The following is a 22,232-nucleotide window of genomic DNA, read 5'->3' as shown; positions in this document are numbered from 1 at the left end:
CAACGACAGAGAAAATGTTCCACTACATTTTTCGCCAGGTCCGGATTTCAGGCCAAAAAACCCAATATTTTCAATAGGGGCCTCTCCCAAAACGCCCCTCCACTGTTCAAGTTGGGTCAGAGTGTCCGGATCGGTCTTGACCAGGCGGGCGAACTCGGCGCGGCTGGTGATCTGGAAGCGTAGCGTATCCAGGAACTGCGGGTAGTGCCGCTGGAGAATCCTGAACAGGGTGACCACGTCGCGCGAGACGTCATTGATGACCTCGGCCCTGGGGCGCACGGCCCGGCGAAAGAAGATCCCGCCCATGCCGATGAACGGCGTCGCCGTAGAGCTGGTGGGGGATGGCTGCGATCCGCGCCGTGACGGCCTTGGCCAGCTGGCGCTTGCCGCCGATGTAGGCGGCAACGGGAAGAACGGGGTCGATGGGAGAGAGTGTAGACTCCATGGCGGGTTATATCCATGATCCTCCCGCCCCTGCAGGGGTGGCGGGACGGCCGCGAGGCGGCCGATTGCGGTCGTGGGAGGTCCATCTCCCGGTTAGGGGCGCGCCAACGCCCCTGCCCCCGCCGGCCGTTAAGCCGGCCGGGGCCAGGCGATGCCGGCGACGACGGCCCAATAGTCCGACGCCGGCGCCGCGTCCGGCAGGCCGTCGGCCTCGGCGGCCTTGAGCAGGTAGGTGGCGGCCTTGCCGTCGCCGGGCGTGATGTAGTGCTGGCGTGCGGACTCGGCCTGACTGTCGATAAGCGTCTTGGCGTTGGTGCGGCGGGCAGCGGGCGTGCCGGCGGTGGCTACCCTTGCCAGAGGCCGCCAGGAAGCCCGCCCATGAGTCGAAGCCGTTTTCCGCTACCCCACCAGCACCCCACCCCGTTCCTTGCGCTCCTCGGAATTCTGGCGGCCTTGGCGACGCACCCGGTTCTTGCCGATGATGTTCACCTCGGCAGCGACCACGGCAAAGGCGACTCCCTATACCAGGACAACACCACGATCCGGGATCGTGATGGCCGTCGCGTCGGTCATGTCGAGTCGCGGCCTTATGGGGGCGCCATCTACGGCAAGGATGGCACCCGGCAAGGCTGGATCGAAGACCGCCCCTATGGCGCGGCGGTCTACGGGCCGGATGGGCGAAGGGTGGGGACGATTGAGAGGCGTTGGTAGCGGTAATAATATGAGTTACCGCCTTCGATATTGGAGTTGCTGCCGCGCAGCATCGGCATCACCATATTTTCCCGGCTTGGCGCTAATCTTTTCAAGCTCTCTCGTAGTCATGTGAGGGTACAAAAGGCGGTTCCACCGGTCGATGATGGGGTTGGGGTTCCCAAGAATGCGACGGATATTTCGTGCCCGCTGGATGGATAGAGGATGCCTCACGTTTGTTCTCAACGTTTTCTTCGCCTGAGCGGCGGAATCATGTTCCTCAAACTCCTTGATCCAATCCTCCCCCCACTCTGGATTCCCCAGGTAATGGAACATCACAACGGCGAATTCGTCCACTGTCTCTTCGTTGTCCCATCCGGGAAGACCCCACAAGTTCAATAATGAATGACCAAGCTCGTGGAACAATGTACCACCTAACGCGCCTTTACGGTTCTTCATGGCATAATCAAAAACAAGCTCAGAGCACATAATTATATGCCCTCCATTTGTCATTGACATTGCGTTCTTCATGCCGCACGGCTCAAAACGAAAATCAAAATTCTTCACATCGAAAGTGCTATATATCTTATCCGTAAATCCACTGAAAGCGCGACGGAATTTATCTACTTCATCACCAGAAATGCGCGCATTTAACCAAGTTTGTAAGTGGGCACTTTTCGTCAACATGGCGCTAAATCGATTATCAAGCACTACATGATATTTGCCATGCGCCTCTGCAACGAAAGTAAATGCGATACGTTTTTTTCCTCTAGTAACGCCGCTACAGCCAGAAACCAGGCCGCGTTGATAGCTAATTAAGTCTGTGTCAGAGCACACCATTATCGTAAGATCATCAAATAACGCATTATGTACATTTGCTTCTACTTCTATTTTGTCTCCATGCTTCATTATTAATCCAATAGTCCATGCAATATTACCGGCTGTGACACTAATCTCATCATTAGTGTGCTGCATTCTGATTCTGTCGGATATAAAAACTTCCGCCTTACTCGGCATGGAGAAAGAAGCGATAATAATAACGAACGATGTGACCGCAACAACATCCCTAAAACCGAGCAAATGCATTTGCCAATTCCCCCACTTCAACCACAACCCAAGCTCCATTGAAAACCAGATAGGCCTAGAATTTTGACATTCTGGTGGCGGGTTTCCGGCAGTCTTTCCTTGGTTCAGGATGCCCAGACAATACACAAGAATGAGACGCAAGGCCACCAGCGAGTCGGGGAGGCAAGGAGGCCAATATGCCTCGTGATGGGCGGCGGGAAGGGCATCAAGCCCTCACAAACCACCACCACGACACTTCTGCACAAACAGGGCCAGACGCCCCGTGCGGCGCCTGTCAACCTATTGATTTTGCACGATTATTGGAAAATGGCTGGGGGACTAGGATTCGAACCTAGACTGGCGGAGTCAGAGTCCGCTGTCCTACCGTTAGACGATCCCCCAACGACCGGGAGCGGCCTTCTAGCATATCGTCTTGGCCTTGTGTAGAAGAATCCGCAGGCTCCAAGGCGCTTCCCCGGCTGCATGGCGAAGGCCGGGAATCTGCAAAATGCTTACCTTCGCCCACTACCCCACAGGCTCACCCACAACAGAAGCGGTGAATTCCGGCGCTACGTAGACCGGGCCACATCGAAGTCCGTTTCATGCCGCATCGCAACAGCCATGTTGCAAACGCGAATTTGGGAGATATGGTGGCCGGGCATGGAAATCAATCCGCTGGCCCGCATCGACAGTTTCCCCTACCGCCATCGGCTGCGCGAGGTGATGTCTTCGCCGGTCCTGACCGGTCCGGAAGGGCTGGTCCTCGCCGATGCGGTGCGGCTGATGTACGAGGCCCATTCCTCGTCCATCGTCGGGGTGGGCGCCAGTGGCAAGGCCATCGGCATCTTTACCGAACGCGACCTGCTGCGCGTCCTGTCCGACGGCGGCAAGGGGCTTCAATCCACCCTGGGGGAGGCCCTCAGTCGCCCGGTGATGACCGTCGCCGCGGAATCTTACGTCTACGTAGCCCTGGCCCGCATGACCCGCTTCGGTTTGCGCCATCTGGTGGTGGTGGACGGCAAGGGCCGGCCGGTCGGCATGGTAACGGGCCGGGCCCTGCTCAAGGTTCGGGCCACTGAAGCCCTGGTGCTGGGCGACGCCATCCAGGATGCCGCCGGACCGGCCGAAATGAAGGCCCTGCTGGGCCGGCTGCCCAGCCTTGCCTGGCGTTTGCTCGACGACGGGGTAGAGGCAATAGACATCGCCTCGGTAATTTCGCTGGTACTGCGCGATCTGACGGCACGGGCGGCCGAACTGGCCGAACAGGCCATGATGGCCGAGGGCCTTGGGGGGGCGCCGGCGCCCTATGCGGTGCTGGTGCTGGGATCGGGCGGACGGGGCGAGAGCCTGCTGTCCTTCGACCAGGACAATGCCATCGTGCACCGGGGCGGCGAGGCCGATTCTGCCTGGTTCCTGGAACTGGGCCGGCGGCTGAGCCGCAGCCTCAACGAGGCCGGCATTCCGCTATGCAAGGGCAAGGTGATGGCCAGCGAGCCGGAATGGAACCGCAGCCTGGACGCCTGGGGCGAAGCGGTGCGGACCTGGGTTTTCGCGGTCGAGGACCAGTCGGTGCTCAACTGCGACATCTTCTTCGATTTCCAGCCGGTTCGCGGTGACGAGGATCTGGCGGCGGAACTGCGCCGGACGGCCGTCGACATGGCTTCCCAGTCGCCGTTCTTTCTGGGCTATTTGTCCCAGCACGTCGCCCGCATGGACATTCCCCTGGGCCTGATGGGCTGGTTCATCACCGAAAAGGGTCGTATGGACATCAAGAAGGCGGGGCTCCTGCCTTTGGTCAGCACGGCTCGCCTCAGGGCCATCCGGGCCGGCATCGGTGCCACGGGCACCGACGACCGCTTCGCCGCCCTTCAGGAGGCCGGCCAGATGCACGATGACGACCTGCGCGACCTGACGACCGTGCGCGCCACCCTGCTGGACATCATGCTACGCCAGCAGCTTCGCGATATCGAGGACGGCCTCAAGCCGTCCAGCCGCATCGACCCCACCCAGTTGGACCGTGCCGCCGCCGACCGCCTGCGCTGGGCCCTCAAGCGCTTGAAGACGCTGCGCCAGATGTGCGGCCTGCCGGGCTGAGTTCCCCCTTTTGTCTTGACTCGCCTTGCCGTGCGCGTACCGTCCGGGCCTAGAGGGGCGGCGAGGGGTAATGGCCTACTTCCTGCAGCAGTCGATCAACGGTCTGACGCTGGGCGCGGTCTATGGGCTGATCGCCATCGGCTACACCATGGTCTACGGCATCGTCGGCATGATAAACTTCGCCCACGGCGAGATCTTCATGATCGGCGCCTTCCTGTCGCTGATCGCAGCCCTCGGATTCGGGACCCTGTCGGGGACCTGGGTGCCGCTGGCCCTGGTGGGTGCCTTGCTGGTCACCATGGTGCTGACCCCGGTCTACGGCTGGGTGCTGGAGCGGGTGGCCTACCGGCCGCTGCGCAACTCGCCGCGCTTGGCCGCCCTGATTACCGCCATCGGCATGTCGATCCTGCTGCAGAACTACGTGCAACTGCTCCAGGGCGCCAGGGTCAAGACCCTGCCGCCGGTCCTGGAAGGCGGCATCGTGTTGATGGAAAGCGAAGGTTTCGTGGTCAGCCTCAGCTACCTGCAGATCTTCATCTTCCTGCTGACCGTCGCCCTGATGGCCGGTTTCACCCTGCTGATCGAGCGCACCGCCCTGGGCCGTGCCCAGCGGGCCTGCGAGCAGGATCAGAAGATGGCGGCGCTGCTGGGCATCGACGTGGACCGCACCATCGCCCTCACCTTCGTGCTGGGCGCCGCCCTGGCCTCGGTGGCCGGGCTGATCTTCCTGCTGCGCTACGGGGTCATCGACTTCTATATCGGCTTCAACGCCGGCATCAAGGCCTTCACGGCCGCGGTCCTGGGCGGCATCGGCTCGCTGCCCGGCGCCATGCTGGGGGGCTTCGTCATCGGCCTGATCGAGGCTTTCTGGTCCGGCTATTTCACCGTCGAATACAAGGACGTTGCCGCCTTCTCCATCCTGGTGATGGTGCTGATCTTCCGGCCTACCGGCCTCTTGGGGCGGCCGGACGTGGAAAAGGTCTAGGCGATGTTCCGCGAAGCCGCCGTCACCGCCCTGATCGTCGCCGGTCTGGCCGTCGGGATGGTCGGCTTTCGCATTCCCGACGCCACCGGAATCGCGGCCATGGGGTTCCGCTTCGATGCGGTGGCCGCCGCCGCCCTGCTGGCTTTCCTGGGCCGCATCGCCCTGGTGCTGCTGCGCGACGGCCGGCCCAAGCCGGCCCTGGCCGGATCGGGGATCGCCGCCCTGCTGCTGGGGAGCGGGATCGTCAGGCCCTTCGACAGCCCGGTGGTCAACGGCATCGCCGCCCTGGCCGCCGCCGGATTGGCCGCCCGCGCCGCCTGGACCATCTGGCATCGCGGTCGCTTCCCCAGCCCCGAGGAACGGGACCGCGCCATGGATGCGTTCGGCGCCCGCGTCCAACGGGCCGCCCGGCTTTTGGGGCCGGCGATCCTGGCGCTGGCCGTGATCCTGCCCCTGATGCCCTTCGCCGACCGCCGCCTGCTGGACATCGCGGTTCTGGTCGCCACCTACGTCATGCTGGGCTGGGGACTGAACATCGTCGTCGGCCTGGCGGGGCTGCTGGACCTCGGCTATGTCGCCTTCTACGCGGTGGGGGCCTACAGCTTCGCCTTGCTGGCCCACAACTTCGACATGGGCTTCTGGGCTTGCCTGCCGATTGCCGGCGGCTTGGCGGCCGCGACCGGAATCCTGCTAGGCTTCCCGGTGCTGCGCTTGCGCGGCGACTACCTGGCCATCGTGACGCTGGGATTCGGCGAGATGATCCGGGTGGTGCTGCAGAACTGGACCCCGGTCACCGGCGGGCCCAACGGCATTTCCGGCATCCCCAAGCCGACCTTCTTCGGCCTGCCCCTGGCGGCGCCGACGGAAGGCGGCCCGCAGACCTTTCACGGCCTGTTCGGCCTGGAATACGCCCCCGTCGACCGGGTGATCTTCCTCTACTACGTGATCCTGCTACTGGCCCTGCTGACCAACGCCTTTTCCCTGCGCATCCGCAAGCTGCCCGTCGGGCGGGCCTGGGAGGCCCTGCGCGAGGACGAGATCGCCTGCCGGTCGCTGGGCATCGACGCCACCCATACCAAGCTGACGGCCTTTGCCATCGGCGCCATGTTCGGCGGATTCGCCGGCGCCTTCTTCGCCACCCGCCAGGGCTTCATCAGCCCGGAAAGCTTCACCTTCATGGAATCGGCGGTGATCCTGGCCATCGTGGTGCTAGGCGGCTTCGGCAGCCAGCTGGGGGTGGTGGTGGCGGCGCTGCTGCTCATCGGCCTGCCCGAGTTCTTCCGCGAACTGGCGGACTTCCGCATGCTGGCCTTCGGCGCGGTGATGGTGCTTATCATGCTCTGGCGCCCGGCCGGCCTGCTGGCCCATCGCGAACCCTCGATCCGCCTGAAGGGCAGGGGAGGGGGCACATGACCAGCCTGCTGGAGGTCGAGCACCTGACCATGCGCTTCGGCGGCCTGCTGGCGGTGGACGATGTGTCCTTCGCCGCCCGGCCCCGGAAGATCACCGCGGTGATCGGGCCCAACGGGGCCGGCAAGACGACCCTGTTCAACTGCCTGACCGGCTTTTACAAGCCGACATCCGGGCGGCTTACCCTCAGCCATCCGGAGCGGGGGCCGTTCCTTCTGGAACGCATGGAAGGCCATCGCATAACCCGCGACGCCGGCGTGGTCCGCACCTTCCAGAACATCCGCCTGTTCGCCCGCATGACGGTTCTGGAAAATCTGTTGGTCGCCCAGCATAACCGGCTGATGCGGGCCTCGGGCTACACCCTGCTGGGACTTCTTGGCTGGAAGGGATACCGGGCGGCGGAGCGCGAAGCGGTGGACCTCGCCCACTACTGGCTGGACCGGGTGGGGCTGCTGGATCGCGCCGACCGGGACGCCGGCAGCCTGCCCTACGGCGATCAGCGCCGCCTGGAAATCGCGCGGGCCATGTGCACCCGGCCGGTGCTGCTCTGCCTGGACGAGCCGGCGGCGGGGCTCAATCCGCGCGAATCGGGGGAACTGAACGGCCTGTTGGCCTTCCTGCGGGATGCCCACGGCGTGGCCGTTCTCTTGATCGAACACGACATGAGCGTGGTGATGGGGATATCGGATCACATCGTGGTGCTGGACTACGGCCGCAAGATCGCCGACGGCACGCCGGCCGCCATCCGCGAGGACGCGGCGGTGATCCGTGCTTACCTGGGGGAGGAGGAGACCGACCCCATTCCGCCCGAGGTGGCCGCCGATCTGACGGAGGAGGGGAATGCTTAGGGTGGAAGGGGTCCATGCCTTCTACGGCAACATCGAGGCCTTGCGCGGCGTCGACCTGGAAGTCGGCCAAGGCGAGATCGTCACCCTGATCGGCGCCAACGGGGCCGGCAAGTCGACCCTTCTGATGACCTTATGTGGCAATCCGCGCGCCGCCCGGGGGCGCATCCGGTTCGAGGGACGCGACATCGCCGGCCTGCCCACCCACGAAATCGTTCGGCTCGGCATCGCCCAGGCCCCGGAAGGCCGGCGCATCTTTCCGCGCATGACGGTGCTGGAAAACCTGCAGATGGGTGCCGTGACCGGCGACCCCGCCCATTTCGGCGAGGATTTGGCGGCGGCCTTCACTCTCTTTCCCATTCTGAAGGAGCGTTGCGGGCAGCGCGGCGGCACCTTGTCGGGAGGGGAGCAACAGATGTTGGCCATCGCCCGCGCCCTGATGAGCCGGCCGCGCCTGCTGCTGCTGGACGAACCCTCGTTGGGGTTGGCGCCGCTGGTCGCCAAACGCATCTTCGCCGCCATCCGGGAAATCAACGAACGGCGGGGGCTTACCGTCTTCCTGGTCGAACAGGACGCCTACCACGCCCTGACCCTGGCCCATCGGGCCTACGTCATGGTCAACGGCCGCATCGCCCTGCAGGGTTCGGGCCGCGAGATGCTGGCCGATCCCGAAGTGCGCGCCGCCTATCTTGAAGGGGGGCATTGATGGCCGTCTACCTGGGGCTGACCGTCCTCTTGATGGGCTTCGCCGCCTGGATGATGGGGCAGGCGGTGGCCGAGTCGTGGCGGCCGGTTTGGCAGGTGCCGGCCTATGCGCTGGCCCTGGGGGTGGGCGATCGCTTCCTGGCCTTCGCCCTGTTCGAAGAGCCGTTGCTGTCCCTGCCGGCCTACGCCCTGGACACGGCGACCTTGCTGGCCCTGGGCATCTTGTCCTTCCGCCTGGCCCGGGTGCGCAAGATGGTGTCCCAATACCCCTGGCTCTACGAGGCCGCCGGGCCCTTCTGGTGGCGGGACAGGATTTGAGCTAGTTTGGGGTGGCTTCATTCTCCGGAGGGGAAACCACCACCATGTCTCAGACCAAGACTTTGCTGGCGGCCGCGGGTGCGGCCCTTGTCATCGCCGCCGGACCGGCGGCGGCCGACGTCGCCATCGCCGTCATCGGCCCCATGACCGGCTCCAACGCCGCTTTCGGCGAGCAGATGCGCCGCGGCGCCGAAATGGCGGTCGCCGATCTCAACGCCAAGGGCGGCGTGTTGGGCCAGAAGCTCTCCCTGTTGATCGAGGACGACGCCTGCGATCCCAAGCAGGCGGTGGCGGCCGCCAACAAGGCGGTCAGCCGCAAGGTGGTCTTCGTGGCAGGCCACTTCTGCTCGTCCACCTCGATCCCGGCGTCGAAGATCTACCAGGAGGAAGGTATCGTCGAGATATCGCCCGCATCGACGAATCCGAAGCTGACCGAGGAGGGGCTGTCCAACGTCTTTCGCACCTGCGGGCGCGACGACCAGCAGGGCGCCGTGGCGGGCGATTACATCGCGGCCCACTTCAAAGGCAGGAAGATCGCCATCCTTCACGACAAGTCGGCCTACGGCAAGGGGCTGGCCGACGAGACCCAAAAGCGGCTGGCCAGCCAGGGCATCAAGGAATCCCTGTACGAAGCTTATACGGCCGGCGAGAAGGACTATTCGGCCCTGATCTCCAAGATGAAGGCGGCGGCCATCGACGTCATCTATCTGGGCGGCTACTATGTGGAAGGCGGCCTGATGATCCGCCAGGCCCACGAGCAGGGCTACCGGCCGCAACTGATTTCCGGAGACGCCCTGGTCACCCTGGATTACTGGAAGGTCTCGGGCACGGCGGGAGAAGGAACCTTGGTGACTTTCAGTCCCGACCCGCGCAAGAACGCCATCGCGGTTCCGGTGGTGGAGAAATTCCGCCAGGCCGGCTACGAGCCGGAGGCTTATACCCTCTACACCTACGGCGCCATTCAGGCCTGGGTGCAGGCGGTGGAGAAGGCGGGCGGTACGGCGGCTTCCAAGGTCTCGGTGGCGCTCAAGACCAACCAGTTCGAGACCGTTCTGGGCAAGATCGGCTTCGACGGGAAGGGCGACGTCACCGCGCCCGGCTATGTCTTCTATCGGTGGTCCAACGGTACCTACGACTACGCCCAATAACATCGGTTCCGGACAAAGAAAAACCGCGCCTTGCCATCGGGGGCGCGGTTTCCTTTTTTCGCCAGGCGACGAAAAAGCCCTACTTCTTCTTGCGGCCGCGGCCACTGCCCGGTTGCCGTCCCAGGCCGATCTTCTTGGCGAAGTCGGAACGCTGGCGGGCGTAGTTGGGAGCGACCATCGGGTAGTCCGCCGGAAGGCCCCACTTGGCACGGTATTCTTCGGGAGTCATGCCGTAGGTGGTGCGCAGGTGGCGCTTCAGCATCTTCAGCTTCTTGCCGTCTTCCAGGCAGACGATGTGATCGTCGGCCACGGAACGGCGGATGGGAACGGCCGGCTTCAGAGGCTCGGAAGCGGCTTCCATGACTTTGCCGCCCAAGCCGTTCAACGCGTCGTAAACCGTGCGGATCAGGTCGGGAATCTGGCTGGCGCCGACTTGATTCTGGCTTACATAGGCCGAAACGATATCTGCCGCCATTCGCAGCAGATCGTCTCGGGAAATGGCATCGGAATTGTCATTGCTCATTTTTTTACCCTCAACACACCAACATCTTACGCAAGGAAATCTCGGAGGATATCCATACGTTACAATCTGTCATGGGGGGGATAGGTATGTCAATTGAAAACAGGTGGGTTGTCACTGTAATGAATACTTGATCATCCTGTTTGATAAGTATTCCGCTCCATGCCGAACAACGAAATTCCTGGCGGAGATTTTCCCGATTCGCTGCGTTTCGCCGGCGATACGGCATGGACCCGATCGTAAGGGGCGCATCGCAGGTGCCCATTCGAAATTACGGTTATTCAGTGGGTTAGCCTGAAGCCACGAGAGTGGGGATCTGCAGTTTCGTTGCGACAGGTTGGGGATTCTTGGCAGTCAAGCGCGATATATGGTAGACGGGTGCAGGGAGTGTTGTCACGAATCCATAACCGAAGATGGAGCTTTGGGGGGCGCATGACGGGTGAAACGATCGCCATCGCTGGGGACCATGGGGGCATCGACCTCAAGTCCACGCTGGCAAAGGAACTGAACGACCTGGGGTATCAGGTATTGGATCTCGGAACCCAAGGGGCCGAGTCCGTGGATTATCCGGATTTCGCATATGCTTTGGCCCAGGCGGTCCGCGACGGCAAGGTTCGGCGCGGGGTACTGGTCTGTGGCAGCGGTATCGGCATCAGCGTCGCCGCCAATCGGTTTCCCGAGATACGCGCCGCGTTGATCCACGATGCTTACGGGGCGCGCATGTGCCGTCTGCACAACGACGCGAACGTGATCTGCTTCGGAGGCCGGACGACCGGTCCCGATGTGGCGAAGGATTGTCTTCGCATCTTCCTGGAAACGGGCTTCGAGGGGGGCCGGCATGCCCGGCGCATCGAGAAGCTGTCCAACCCACCACGTTAGGTCAACGGCAGAGAGGAGAACGCGCCATGCCAGCCAAGACCATCACCAAGACTGCCGCGAAGCCCGCGGCCAAGAAGGCGGCCGCCAAGGCTCCTGCGGCCAAGAAGGCCGCAGCCCCGAAGAAGGCCGCTGTCGCCAAGAAGCCGGCCGCCAAGAAAGCCGCCGCTCCGAAGAAGGCTGCAGCCGTCAAGAAGCCGGCCGCCAAGAAAGCCGCCGCTCCGAAGAAGGCTACAGCCGTCAAGAAGCCGGCCGCCAAGAAGGCTGCCGCTCCCAAGAAGGCTGCCGTGGCCAAGAAGCCGGCCGCCAAGAAGGCAGGCACTGCCAAGAAGGCAGGCACCGCCAAGAAGGCGGCCCCTGCTGAAAAGGAAGCTGGCAAAGGCTCAGCATCCGGCCGCCACGCCACGAAGGTGCAGGATCGCTTTTTCGGCGAAACCCTGGCCCAGCGCGATCCGGGGGTCTTCAAGGCCATCCGGCACGAGTTGACGCGCCAGCAGGATCAGATCGAACTGATTGCTTCCGAGAACATCGTTTCCAGGGCGGTTCTCGAGGCTCAAGGGTCGGTGCTGACCAACAAGTATGCCGAGGGCTATCCCTCGCGCCGCTATTACGGCGGATGCGAGCACGTGGACGTGGCGGAGGCTTTCGCAATCGATCGCGCCAAGGCACTGTTCGACTGTGCCTTCGCCAACGTGCAACCCCATTCCGGTGCCCAGGCTAACGGGGCCGTTCTCCTTGCGCTGCTGCAGCCCGGGGATACGTTGATGGGGATGTCGTTGGCGGCGGGGGGGCACCTTACCCACGGCGCGGCACCTGCCTTGTCCGGCAAGTGGTTCAAGGCGGTACAGTACGGCGTGCGTCCCGACGACCATCGCATCGATTTCGATGAAGTCGAGCGGCTGGCCAAGGAGCACAAGCCCAAGATCGTCATCGCCGGCGGATCGGCCTATCCGCGCGTCATCGACTTTGCGCGCTTCCGGGCCATCGCCGACAGCGTGGGCGCCTACCTGATGGTGGACATGGCCCACTTCGCGGGGCTGGTGGCGGCCGGGGTGCACCCCAGCCCGCTGCCCCATGCCCATATCGTGACCACCACCACCCACAAGACCCTGCGCGGCCCGCGCGGCGGCATGATTCTCAGCAACGACGAGGATCTGGGCAAGAAGATCAATTCGGCCGTCTTCCCCGGCCTGCAGGGCGGTCCCTTGATGCATGTCATCGCCGCCAAGGCCGTGGCCTTCGGCGAGGCTCTGAAGCCCGAGTTCAAGGTCTATGCGCAGGCGGTGGTCGATAATGCCCGTGCCTTGGCCGACGTCCTGGTCAAGCGCGGCCTGGCCATCGTGTCCGGCGGCACCGACACCCACCTGATGCTGGTCGACCTGCGGCCGATGAAGCTGACCGGCAAGGCGGCCGAAGCCAGCCTGGAACGGGCCGGCATGACCTGCAACAAGAACGGCATTCCCTTCGATCCGGAAAAGCCTGCCATCACCTCGGGCATCCGCCTGGGGACTCCGGCGGCGACCTCGCGCGGCTTCACGGTCAAGGAATTCCGCATGGTCGGCAACCTGATCGGCGACGTGCTGGACGGGCTGCGCCAAAACGGCGACGACAACGCCAAGGCCGAAAAGGCGGCTCGCCGGCAAGTCGCGGAACTCTGTCGGCGCTTCCCTATCTATGGGGGTTTCTAGTAAGCTGGACCCCAATGGATCAGGGGAGGAGGATCGATGCGCTGTCCGTTCTGCGGCCATGACGACACCCAGGTGAAGGACTCGCGTCCCACCGAGGACAATGCCGCCATCCGCCGCCGCCGCTATTGCCCGCAATGCGGTTCCCGCTTCACCACCTTCGAGAGGGTGCAGTTGCGCGAGTTGATGGTGGTGAAGAAGAATGGCGACAAGAGTCCATTCGACCGCGAGAAGCTCAAGAAATCCCTCGAGATCGCGCTCCGCAAGCGTCCGGTCGAGGAGGATCGCATCGAGCGCATCGTCAACTCCATCCAGCGTCGCCTGGAAACCCTGGGGGAAAGCGAGATCCCCAGCAAGGTGATCGGCGAGATGGTGATGGACAGTCTCGCCGAATTGGATACGGTGGCCTACGTGCGTTTCGCGTCGGTCTACCGCAACTTCCATGAGGCCAAGGACTTCAGCACCTTCGTGGGCAAGCTGGGTGACAAGCACGACGACTGACGACCTGGGGTTCCTGCGGGCGGCCCTGACACTCGCCCGACGTGGACTGGGGGCCGTCTGGCCCAACCCGGCGGTAGGGTGCTTGTTGGTTCGGCCCGACCTTGACAACCGGGTGGTCGGACGCGGCTGGACCCAGCCCGGCGGCCGGCCTCACGCAGAGGCCGAGGCCTTGCGCCGGGCCGGCGATTTGGCCCACGGCGCCACCGCCTATGTCACCCTGGAGCCTTGCGACCACCACGGCCAGACGCCGCCCTGCTCGGAAGCCCTGATCGCCGCGGGGATCAGGCGCGTGGTCGCGGCGGTCGAGGACCCCGATCCGCGGGTTGCGGGAAGGGGCTTGGCGCGGTTGCGGGCGGCGGGGGTCGAGGTTTCCGTCGGTCTCCTGGGGCAGGAGGCGGCGGAACTGAACGCCGGTTTCTTCCTGCGAGTGCGCGAGGGGCGTCCGCTGTTCACCCTCAAGTTGGCGACTAGCCGCGACGGCCGCATCGCCACCCATGCTGGCGACAGCCAGTGGATCACCGGGCCCGAGGCCCGGGCCCAGGCACATCTGTTGCGGGCGGGGCACGACGCGGTCATGGTGGGGATCGGCACGGTTCTGGCCGACGACTCGCGGCTTACCTGCCGTCTGCCGGGACTGGAAGGGCGCCATCCGGTGCGCATCGTCGCCGATTCTCACCTGCGCCTGCCGCTGACCAGCCATCTGGTGGCGACGGCCAGGGACGTGCCTACTTGGCTGCTCACCCTGCCGGGCAACCAGGAAGCGCGGCTGGAGGTCTATCGCCAGGCCGGCGTCACGGTCATCGAGGTGCCGCCCGACGCCGCCGGTCGGCCCGACCTGGTCCAGGCTGCCCGGGAAATGGGCTGGCGGGGCCTGACGCGGGTGTTGATCGAAGGCGGCGCCCACTTGGCCGCCGGGGCGCTACGGGCCGGGCTGGTGGATCGCCTGGCTTGGTTCCACGCGCCGCTGCTGATCGGCGGCGACGGCATTCCGGCGGTGGCGGCATTCGGCGTCGACCGCCTTTCCCAGGCGCCGGCCTTCATCCGCTCGGGGCTGCGGGTATTGGGAGCGGATGTGCTGGAAACGGGGGCGAGGCGATGAAACAGATTTTCCTGACGGCGACCATTGGCGTCTTCCTGGCCGGTGCTGCGGGCGCGGCCGACTGTCGGCCGGGCCCCGTCCTGGGAGCTAACGAGCAGTTCGCCCCGCTCGGCAAGGGCGGCATCGCGACCCTGGCCATCGCCTCGCGGCCCGTCGACTTGCGGCGGGACGACGTGCTGATCCAGCGGGGCGACAAGGGCGACAGCCTGTACGTTGTAGGGCGCGGTCGGCTGGTGGTGCGCATCCGCGAAGGGGGTAAGGATATCGAGGTCGCCCGCCCGGAACCCGGGGGGCTGGTCGGCGAATTCATGCTGCTGGACAGCCAGGATCGTACCGCGACCGTCGTTGCTGCCGAGGACTCCTGTGTGGTCGAGGTGACGCGCCGTGCCCTGGCGCCCCTCTTGGTCAAGGACGCCGAACTGGCCCGGCGCTTCGCCCGCGTCATTGCCGAGCGCCAGGGCGATGCGTCGTCCTTCAACGTCGACGTCCTGGCCGAACGCATCCGTACCCGCGCCGCCGCCGAGGCGAGTGGGAAGGAGGAGAGAAAATAGCGGTTCCCGCCGATGAGCCACTTCATTGGCGAAAGGATATTTTAGGGGAGGCCGCGGTGCCGATGGCCAAGATAGGCCTCCAGTTCCGCCAGTCCGGCAGGGGAACCGATCTCGTAGAAGCGTTCGGCGACTTCGTACCCGGCCAGGCGACCTTCTCGGCTGAGTCTATGGTAGAAATCGGCCAGGTCCTGGCGGCCGGCCGGAATTTCCGATGCTGTTCCGCGGGTAAGAACCGCGAGGCCGTAGTCGATATGGTCCATGCCGATGGCGGCGGCATCTGGACGTCCCTTTTCGTAGAGAACCACCCGTCCATTCCGGAATACGACATTGCTGGCATCCCAGCGGCCTTCGTTGCGATGGACGGTCATCAAGGCGGGGTGGCCATCCGCCGCCGCCCATATCGGCGCCAAGGCGGTTGGCAGGTAGGAATCGCCATAGAGCAGGAAGAAGCGCTCCGCCAGGGCTCCGGACTCCATGGCTTGGCGCAGGGCGCCGGCCGTACCCATCGGGCAGTCGCCTTCGTCGACGTAACAGACTTCCTCAAGGCCGAAGCGGCGGCCGTCGCCGACGAAGGCCCTGATCTGTTGCCCCAGGTGGCCGATGCTATAGACCACGCGCCGCACCCCTTGTCCTGCAAGGAGTCGCAATTGGTGGGAGGCAAAGGGTGCGCCGCTTACCTCCAGCAAGGTCTTGGGCGTGGCCTCGGTACGGGGGAGCATCCGGGTGCCCAACCCCCCGGCCAGGACGACGCACTGCACTAGCAACTGCTCCGCAACTGCACGACCGAACCTTCGAAGTCGAAGGAGAAGTCGGTTTCCTGCAGGCCTTGCGCCGTCATGGCTTGGCGCAGGCGCTTCCGGTCGTGGGTGTGGAACAGCAAGAAGCCGCCGCCGCCAGCGCCCACCAGCTTACCGCCGATGGCGCCATGCGCGCGCGCAAGGTCGTAGAGTTCGTCGATCCGGCCGTTGGACATGCTGGCGGAACGTTGCTTCTTATGCAGCCAGTGTTCGTGCATCATCTCGCCGAAGGCATCGACGTTTCCGGCTTCCAGGGCGGCCTTGATCCGCGATCCCAGCTCCTTGATGAAATGCAGGTTGTCGAACATGCGCTGGTCGCCAGATTCGGAAGCCTTCTTCTGTTCGTTCAGTGGCTTGGAAGCCTCGCGGCTGTAGCCGGTGAAGAACAGCATCAGGCCTTCGTGGAGGTCGCGCAGGGTGCTTTCGGCTAGTTTCAGGGGGGCGATGGCGACGCTGCCGTCCGGGCGGTATTCCTGGCAGGTGACGCCGCCGTAGGCGGCGATGTACTGGTCCTGCTTGCCGCAGGGCTCGCCCAGGTCGGTCATCTCGACCTCGGCCGCCTCGCGAGCCAGGATTTCCGGGGCGATGCGGTCGCGCTTGAAGGCCTTCAGGGCATGGAGTAGCCCGACCGTGAAGGTTCCCGACGATCCCAGGCCGGTGCCCGCCGGAATGTCGGCGATGCTGGAGATTTCCAGGTTCGGACCCGGCGCCTCGCGCTTTAGGCAGGCCTTGATGACCCGATGCTCGATCTCGTCGACTTCGGCCACGGATTCCAGCCTGGAATATTTGAGCAGATAGCCCGGATGGTAGCTGCGATTGATCGCCACGTAGATGTGCTTGTCGATGGCGGCGGAAATGACGAAGCCGCCGAAGCGCTCGTAGTAGGAAGGCAGGTCGGTGCCGCCGCCGCCGATGGAAATGCGCAAGGGGGTGCGGGTGATGAGCATGGCGGGATTCCTTGTCAGCCGAAACGGGCGGCCAGGATGCGCTTGGCGGTCCAGTAGGCGCTTTCCAGCGGTCGCATGGTGCTCACGCCCACCCGTTCCCGGTAGGGGATGAAAACCGATGTCACGCGGAATCCCCGGCGGATGGGCCGGAGCAGCAGTTCCACGGGCAGGGCGGCGCCCTTCGGCTGGTATGAGAGCTGGTCGATCATCGTCTTCCTGTATGCGCGCATTCCACTGTGCAGGTCTGTGACCCGCCTTACGAACAGCAGGGAAGCGATCGAGGCGAAGCCCCAATTGGCCAAGTAGTTGATCCAGGGCATGGCGGCCGGTTTGCGTTCCAGGCGGGACCCGTCGACCAAGTCCCATCCCTCGTCCAGCACCAGGGCGGCCAGGGGGGCGATGCGGTCCACCGGGTAGGTGTCGTCGCAGTCCAGGGTCACTACCACCGGCCGGCTGCCCGAACGCAAGGCGCGGTCCATGGCCGGTCCGTATCCCTGGGGCGGGAACTGGCGGAGTACGGTGGCGCCCAGTTCGGCGGCGATCTCGGGGGTGCGGTCGCTGCTTGAATCCACCACCAGGACCTCGGCCTCGGGCAGGGCGACCCGGATGTCGCGGATCACCTTGCCGACCGCCGCTTCCTCGTTCATGGTAATCATGGCGACGGTGATGTCGGCGCCCCGTTCCCGCATGGTGCTCTCCTTCCCTGGGGGCCCGATGGAAGCGGACCCTCGGGGCATTGTCAACCAAGCGAGTCGAAGGCCATGAAGATCGGCATCCTGGGCGGCGGCCTGACCGGACTGGTGGCGGCGGCCCATCTCGACCATCCCTGCGAGGTTCTGGAGGCGGACGGGAGCATCGGCGGCCATTGCCGTTCGCTGATCGAGGACGGCTATACCTTCGATCTGGGAGGGCCGCACATTCTCTTTTCCCGCGACCCGGCCATCCTGGCCGGCATGCTGGCCGAACTGGGGGACAATGTCCACCAGGGGCGGCGGGCCAACAAGGTCTTCTTCAAGGGCCGCTATGTGAAATACCCGTTCGAGAACGGGCTTCACGACCTGGAGCCCGAGGACCGCTTCGAGTGCCTGAAGGGCTACCTGTTCAACGACCATCCGCCGCCCGCTAACTTCCGGGAATGGCTGCTGGCTACCTTCGGCACCGGCATCGCGGAAAAGTACCTGATCCCCTACAACGAGAAGATATGGAACCTGCCGGCTGCCGCCTTGGGCTTCGAGTGGTGCGAAGGCCGCATTCCCAAGCCGCCGGCCGACGACGTCATCAAGGCGGCGGTGGGGGTGGAGACGGAAGGCTACGTCCATCAACTTCATTTCCAATATCCCCGCTCGGGCGGAATCGAGGCCTTGCCGCGGGCCTACGCGGCCCGTGCGCGCGGGCCTTTGCTGACCGGGTTCCGGGCAAGCAAGGTTCGGCGGGAGGGCGACGGCTGGGCTGTTTCCGACGGCGGCGAATTCCGGCATTACGACCGCCTGCTATCGACCATCGCCATGCAGGATCTGCTGGCCGCCCTGCCCGGGGTGCCGGCGTCGGTGGCCGCGGCGGCAGCGGCCCTGCGCTTCAACTCGTTGATCGTGGTCATGCTGGGGGTGCGGGACACGCCGTCCTTGCCCTATACGGCGGTCTACGTCCCCGATCCGCAATATCTGTCGCATCGCCTGTCCTTTCCGCTCAGCTTCACGCCGGAAGGGGCGCCGCCGGGGCATCTGGCGGTGGCGGCCGAAATCACTACCAATCCCGGCGACGGCGTGCACGAGCTGGACGACGAGACCGTGACCGCCAGGGTCATCGCGGATTTGGCCGCCATGGGCATTCTGGAACCGGAAAAGGTGGTTTTCCGCCGCATCCACCGCACCCGCTACGCCTACACGGTGCCGGTGGCGGGCACGGATGCCAACCGCAAGACGGTCCTGGATTTCATCGAAAGCCAGGGCATCGTCAGCGCCGGACGCAACGCGGAATTCCGCTACATCAACATGGACGAAGCGGTGCGTTCCGGCCGCCAGGCGGCGGAGAGGCTGAACGCCGTTACAGCACCTTGAGAAGGGTGACGATGACGCCGGTTTGGGCGGCCAGAGCGCCGAACATCCACTTCAGCAGTTCCGCCTTGCTGCGGGTGATCTGGACCTCGAGACGGAGTTCCGCCTCCTTGATCTCGGTCCTGACATCCTTGATCTCGGTCCGGACATCCTTGATGTCGTCCTTGGTCGCCAGATGGCTGAGGTCTATGTCCTGGGCCTGCTTGACGACGCGCGTCACCGCTTCCGCCTGCGGTTCGCTGAATCCGGCGGCCTGCAATTCCTTGACGATGGCGTGGGTATCGAGCGTCACCACGTTCATGGCCCGGATCATACCCGAAAAGTTCATCTAAACCAAGGGTGGCGCTCACGCATCCTTCAGGCGCGCCAAGGCGTCCTTCAGCTTGTCGCGCTTGGCGGCGTGGTCGGCGCGGCGTTCGCGCTGTTCCTCCACCACCTCGGGCGGGGCCTTGGCGACGAAGCTTTCGTTGGCGAGTTTTTTGTCCACTTTGGCCACTTCGTCGTCCAGCTTCTTGATTTCCTTGTCCAGGCGCGCCCTTTCCGCCGCCACGTCGATGACGCCGGCCAAGGGCAGGACGAGCGTCGCTTCGTCCAGCACGTCCTGCACGGCCCCCTTGGGCGGGGGCCCGGCCAGGAATTCGACGCTTTCCAGGCGCGCCAAGCTGCGGATCACCGTGTCGTGGGTGGCCAGGCGGGTCCGGGTGGCCTCGCTTGCGTCCTTGACCAGCAGGGGGATCTTGGCGCCCGGCGGGACGTTCATTTCCGCGCGCACCGTCCGCACCAGGGAAACGAGACGCACCACCCAGTCCATCTCCGCCGCCGCGGCCCCGTCGAACAGGGATGCCGGCAACTCGGGCCAGGCGGCGGCGACCAGGCGGTGGGGGCGGGGCACATCGGCCCAGGCTTCCCAAAGTTCCTCGGTGATGAAGGGCATCATGGGATGCAGGACGTGCAGAATGGCGTCCAGCGCCCAGGCGGCGGCGGCGCGGGTTTCCGCCTTGGTGCCGGCGTCGGCGCCTTCGCCCTGGAGGATCGGCTTGACCAGTTCCAGGTACCAGTCGCAGAAGGTGCCCCAGGTGAACTGGTAGGCGGCGCCGGCGGCCTCGTTGAAGCGATAGGAATCGATGGCCGCCGCGGTGGCGTCGGCGCATTCCTTGACCTTGCCGACCAGCCACTTGTTGACCGTCAGCTTGACCGACCCCGGATCGAAGTCCACCTCGGGAATGCAGGCGTTCATCTGGCAGAAGCGGGCGGCGTTCCACAGCTTGGTGGCGAAGTTGCGGTAGCCTTCGACCCGGCCTTCCGACAGGCGCACGTCGCGGCCCTGGGCGGCGAAGGCGGTAAGCGTGAAACGCAACGCGTCGGCGCCGAACCTGTCGATCAGATCCAAAGGATCGATGACGTTGCCCTTGGATTTGGACATCTTCTGGCCCTTCTCGTCGCGGACCAGGGCATGGATGTAGACGGTATGGAAGGGCGGCTCCTTCATGAAGTGCATGCCCATCATCATCATGCGGGCGACCCAGAAGAAGATGATATCGAAGCCGGTGACCAGCACGTCGGTCGGGTAGTGGCGGCCGACCTCGGGCACGGCGTCCGGCCAGCCCAGCGTCGAGAAGGGCCAGAGGGCGGACGAGAACCAAGTGTCCAGCACGTCGCCGTCGCGCGACAGTTCCACATGACGGCCGTAGTGTGTCCCGGCGGCGGCCTGGGCTTCCTCCTCGCTCATTTCCACGAAGATATGGCCGTCCGGACCGTACCAGGCGGGTACCTGATGGCCCCACCAGATCTGGCGCGAGATGCACCAGGGCTGGATGTTGCGCATCCATTCGAAATAGGTTTTTTCCCAGTTGCGGGGGACGAAACGGGTCTTGCCCGATTCCACGGCCTCGATGGCCGGGCCGGCCAGCTTGGCGGCGTCGACGAACCACTGGTCGGTCAGCCAGGGTTCGATCACCACGCCGGAACGGTCGCCGTAGGGCACGGTCATCGGGTTGGGTTCGATCTTCTCCAGGAGCCCCAGGCCCTCGATCTCCTTGACCACGGCGTCGCGGCATTCGAAGCGGTCCAGGCCCTTGAGATGGTCGGGGACGTTCTCGTTCATGCGGGCGTTGCGGTCCAGCACGTTTATCATGGCAAGGCCGTTGCGCTTGCCGACTTCGAAATCGTTGAAGTCGTGGGCCGGGGTGATCTTCACGGCGCCGGAGCCCTTTTCCGGATCGGCATAGGTATCGGCGACGATGGGGATGGCGCGCCCGACGATGGGCAGCACCACCCGCTTGCCGATCAGATCCTTGTAGCGGTCGTCGTCCGGATGGACGGCCACGGCGGTATCGCCCAGCATGGTCTCGGGACGGGTGGTGCCGACCACGATATGGCGGGTGGGGTCATCTTCCAAAGGATAGCGGAAGTACCACATGGCCCCCTGGACCTCGCGCTGTTCGACTTCCAGGTCGGAAATCGCGGTGTGCAGCAGCGGGTCCCAGTTGACCAGACGCTTGTCGCGGTAGATCAGGTCCTGCTTGTAAAGGTCGACGAAGACCTTGCGCACCGCCTTGGACAGACCTTCATCCATGGTGAAGCGTTCGCGCGACCAGTCGCAGGAAGCCCCCAGACGCCGCAACTGGCCGGTGATGGTGCCGCCCGACTGGGCCTTCCAGCGCCATACGCGCTCGATGAAGGCGTCGCGGCCCAGGTCGTGGCGGGTCAGACCTTCCTTTTCCATCTGGCGTTCCACCACCATCTGGGTGGCGATGCCCGCGTGGTCGGTGCCCGGCTGCCAGAGCGCATCGTCGCCCTTCATGCGGCGATAGCGGATCAGGATGTCCTGCAGCGTGTTGTTGAGCGCATGGCCCATGTGCAGGCTGCCGGTGACGTTGGGCGGCGGGATGACGATGGTATAGGGCTTGGCGTCCGTCTTCCGCCCGCAGGCGAAGGCGCCCGATTCCTCCCACTGGCGGTAGTGCTTCTGCTCGACGTCGCCGGGCTTGTAGGTTTTGTCCAACATCCTCGCCATCCCATCGCAAAGGCCAATCGCCGGCCGCGGGCTGCGGCCGGAAAGGGTTTAGCGGCTATGGCTCGGAGCCGTCAACCGGAGAGACGGAAACTACCTGGGCAATCGGGTGAAGGCCCGCGCCCCCATCACGCCAGCCATGCCCGCCGACCGCCCCGTCAAGGGAATGGGCCACGGATGGACACAGATGAACACGGATGAGCGTTTCCCGCTCTTTCGCATCGGTGTCTTGTGTCCATCCGTGGCAAGAATTCCTGATTGAATGCGCCCGCCCCGCGTTCCGGCATATCGCCCCATGGAATCGCATATGTTCGCTTTATGGCCTTGAGGCGCGTTTTGTTCTGTGGCAATATGCCTCTATTCTACCTCGCCGTTCCCGCCCGCACCGGGAAGGAACCGGATCACGATGGAACATTTATCAAACTGAAGCCAGGAGTATGTGTCATGAGTCTTTTCTGGAGCGACGACGTGGATAACAACGGGAA

General features: G+C 64.4%; 21 protein-coding genes and 1 tRNA gene. 13 read left to right on the top strand and 9 right to left on the bottom strand.

The features are described 5' to 3' along the window. The 3 genes from H7841_13755 to H7841_13745 all read right to left on the bottom strand — a co-directional run. Positions 1-306, bottom strand: a 306-nt coding sequence (locus H7841_13755; protein ID MEO5337936.1) for a hypothetical protein, incomplete at its 3' end; no start/stop codon positions are given. Positions 307-1,170: 864 nt separating this feature from the next. After that, entirely contained in the window at positions 1,171-2,220 is a 1,050-nt protein-coding gene (locus tag H7841_13750) for a DUF4344 domain-containing metallopeptidase (protein ID MEO5337935.1), read from the bottom strand. 307 nt (positions 2,221-2,527) lie between these two features. Next, positions 2,528-2,601: transfer RNA gene (locus tag H7841_13745), tRNA-Gln, on the bottom strand. Positions 2,602-2,859: 258 nt separating this feature from the next. Here H7841_13745 and H7841_13740 point away from each other — a divergent pair. From H7841_13740 to H7841_13710, 7 genes are all read left to right on the top strand, one after another. Beyond that, on the top strand, positions 2,860-4,293 hold the full coding sequence (locus tag H7841_13740) for a DUF294 nucleotidyltransferase-like domain-containing protein (GenBank protein MEO5337934.1): 1,434 nt from the start codon (positions 2,860-2,862) through the stop codon (positions 4,291-4,293). Positions 4,294-4,363: 70 nt separating this feature from the next. Continuing rightward, positions 4,364-5,278: a branched-chain amino acid ABC transporter permease LivH gene (locus H7841_13735; protein ID MEO5337933.1), complete on the top strand. Its 915-nt coding sequence runs from the start codon at positions 4,364-4,366 to the stop codon at positions 5,276-5,278. 3 nt (positions 5,279-5,281) lie between these two features. Beyond that, the gene (gene livM, locus H7841_13730; protein ID MEO5337932.1) at positions 5,282-6,691 is read left to right on the top strand and encodes a high-affinity branched-chain amino acid ABC transporter permease LivM; all 1,410 of its coding nucleotides are present in this window, start codon (positions 5,282-5,284) and stop codon (positions 6,689-6,691) included. Beyond that, positions 6,688-7,536: an ATP-binding cassette domain-containing protein gene (locus tag H7841_13725; GenBank protein ID MEO5337931.1), complete on the top strand. Its 849-nt coding sequence runs from the start codon at positions 6,688-6,690 to the stop codon at positions 7,534-7,536. The genes livM and H7841_13725 overlap by 4 nt, the downstream gene beginning before the upstream one ends. Beyond that, positions 7,529-8,239 (top strand): ABC transporter ATP-binding protein, encoded by a 711-nt coding sequence (locus H7841_13720; protein MEO5337930.1) that lies wholly within the window; start codon positions 7,529-7,531, stop codon positions 8,237-8,239. The genes H7841_13725 and H7841_13720 overlap by 8 nt, the downstream gene beginning before the upstream one ends. Beyond that, positions 8,239-8,556: a hypothetical protein gene (locus tag H7841_13715; GenBank protein MEO5337929.1), complete on the top strand. Its 318-nt coding sequence runs from the start codon at positions 8,239-8,241 to the stop codon at positions 8,554-8,556. Before H7841_13720 ends, H7841_13715 begins: the two co-directional genes overlap by 1 nt. A 44-nt stretch (positions 8,557-8,600) precedes the next feature. After that, positions 8,601-9,704 (top strand): branched-chain amino acid ABC transporter substrate-binding protein, encoded by a 1,104-nt coding sequence (locus H7841_13710; GenBank protein ID MEO5337928.1) that lies wholly within the window; start codon positions 8,601-8,603, stop codon positions 9,702-9,704. Positions 9,705-9,783: 79 nt separating this feature from the next. Here H7841_13710 and H7841_13705 read toward each other — a convergent pair whose 3' ends face one another. Continuing rightward, positions 9,784-10,227, bottom strand: coding sequence for a MucR family transcriptional regulator (locus H7841_13705; protein ID MEO5337927.1), 444 nt, complete (start codon positions 10,225-10,227; stop codon positions 9,784-9,786). 429 nt (positions 10,228-10,656) lie between these two features. On the opposite strand from H7841_13705, the gene rpiB reads away from it, so the two are divergent. From rpiB to H7841_13680, 5 genes are all read left to right on the top strand, one after another. After that, positions 10,657-11,103 (top strand): ribose 5-phosphate isomerase B, encoded by a 447-nt coding sequence (gene rpiB / locus H7841_13700; protein ID MEO5337926.1) that lies wholly within the window; start codon positions 10,657-10,659, stop codon positions 11,101-11,103. A 407-nt stretch (positions 11,104-11,510) separates the two neighbouring features. Then, positions 11,511-12,788, top strand: coding sequence for a serine hydroxymethyltransferase (locus H7841_13695; GenBank protein ID MEO5337925.1), 1,278 nt, complete (start codon positions 11,511-11,513; stop codon positions 12,786-12,788). A gap of 36 nt (positions 12,789-12,824) precedes the next feature. Beyond that, positions 12,825-13,286: a transcriptional regulator NrdR gene (gene nrdR / locus H7841_13690; protein MEO5337924.1), complete on the top strand. Its 462-nt coding sequence runs from the start codon at positions 12,825-12,827 to the stop codon at positions 13,284-13,286. Continuing rightward, positions 13,267-14,385 carry a bifunctional diaminohydroxyphosphoribosylaminopyrimidine deaminase/5-amino-6-(5-phosphoribosylamino)uracil reductase RibD gene (gene ribD, locus H7841_13685; GenBank protein MEO5337923.1) on the top strand — a complete coding sequence of 373 codons (1,119 nt, stop codon included), beginning with the start codon at positions 13,267-13,269 and terminating at the stop codon, positions 14,383-14,385. The genes nrdR and ribD overlap by 20 nt, the downstream gene beginning before the upstream one ends. Next, positions 14,382-14,936: a cyclic nucleotide-binding domain-containing protein gene (locus H7841_13680; protein MEO5337922.1), complete on the top strand. Its 555-nt coding sequence runs from the start codon at positions 14,382-14,384 to the stop codon at positions 14,934-14,936. The genes ribD and H7841_13680 overlap by 4 nt, the downstream gene beginning before the upstream one ends. 41 nt (positions 14,937-14,977) lie before the next feature. Here H7841_13680 and H7841_13675 read toward each other — a convergent pair whose 3' ends face one another. Genes H7841_13675 through H7841_13665 form a run of 3 tightly spaced genes read right to left on the bottom strand, consistent with a single transcriptional unit; the run spans position 14,978 to position 17,369 of the window. After that, positions 14,978-15,694: an NTP transferase domain-containing protein gene (locus tag H7841_13675; protein MEO5337921.1), complete on the bottom strand. Its 717-nt coding sequence runs from the start codon at positions 15,692-15,694 to the stop codon at positions 14,978-14,980. Further along, on the bottom strand, positions 15,694-16,680 hold the full coding sequence (locus H7841_13670; protein MEO5337920.1) for a hypothetical protein: 987 nt from the start codon (positions 16,678-16,680) through the stop codon (positions 15,694-15,696). Before H7841_13670 ends, H7841_13675 begins: the two co-directional genes overlap by 1 nt. Positions 16,681-16,694: 14 nt before the next feature. Further along, on the bottom strand, positions 16,695-17,369 hold the full coding sequence (locus H7841_13665) for a glycosyltransferase family 2 protein (GenBank protein ID MEO5337919.1): 675 nt from the start codon (positions 17,367-17,369) through the stop codon (positions 16,695-16,697). Between the two features lie 72 nt (positions 17,370-17,441). Here H7841_13665 and H7841_13660 point away from each other — a divergent pair, with 72 nt between their 5' ends. Further along, the gene (locus tag H7841_13660) at positions 17,442-18,737 is read left to right on the top strand and encodes an FAD-dependent oxidoreductase (protein ID MEO5337918.1); all 1,296 of its coding nucleotides are present in this window, start codon (positions 17,442-17,444) and stop codon (positions 18,735-18,737) included. On the opposite strand, the gene H7841_13655 is transcribed toward H7841_13660, so the two are convergent. Both H7841_13655 and H7841_13650 read right to left on the bottom strand, forming a co-directional pair. Further along, entirely contained in the window at positions 18,724-19,047 is a 324-nt protein-coding gene (locus H7841_13655; protein MEO5337917.1) for a CCDC90 family protein, read from the bottom strand. The genes H7841_13660 and H7841_13655 overlap by 14 nt on opposite strands. 33 nt (positions 19,048-19,080) lie before the next feature. Next, complete coding sequence (locus tag H7841_13650) at positions 19,081-21,741, bottom strand: valine--tRNA ligase (protein MEO5337916.1); 2,661 nt, start codon at positions 21,739-21,741, stop codon at positions 19,081-19,083. Positions 21,742-22,232 lie beyond the last annotated feature (491 nt).

It is taken from the genome of Magnetospirillum sp. WYHS-4, assembly GCA_039908345.1.
Lineage (GTDB): Bacteria > Pseudomonadota > Alphaproteobacteria > Rhodospirillales > GLO-3 > JAMOBD01.
The sequence above is the reverse complement of the archived record's forward strand: the minus strand, read 5'-3'. Positions and strand labels throughout refer to the sequence as shown.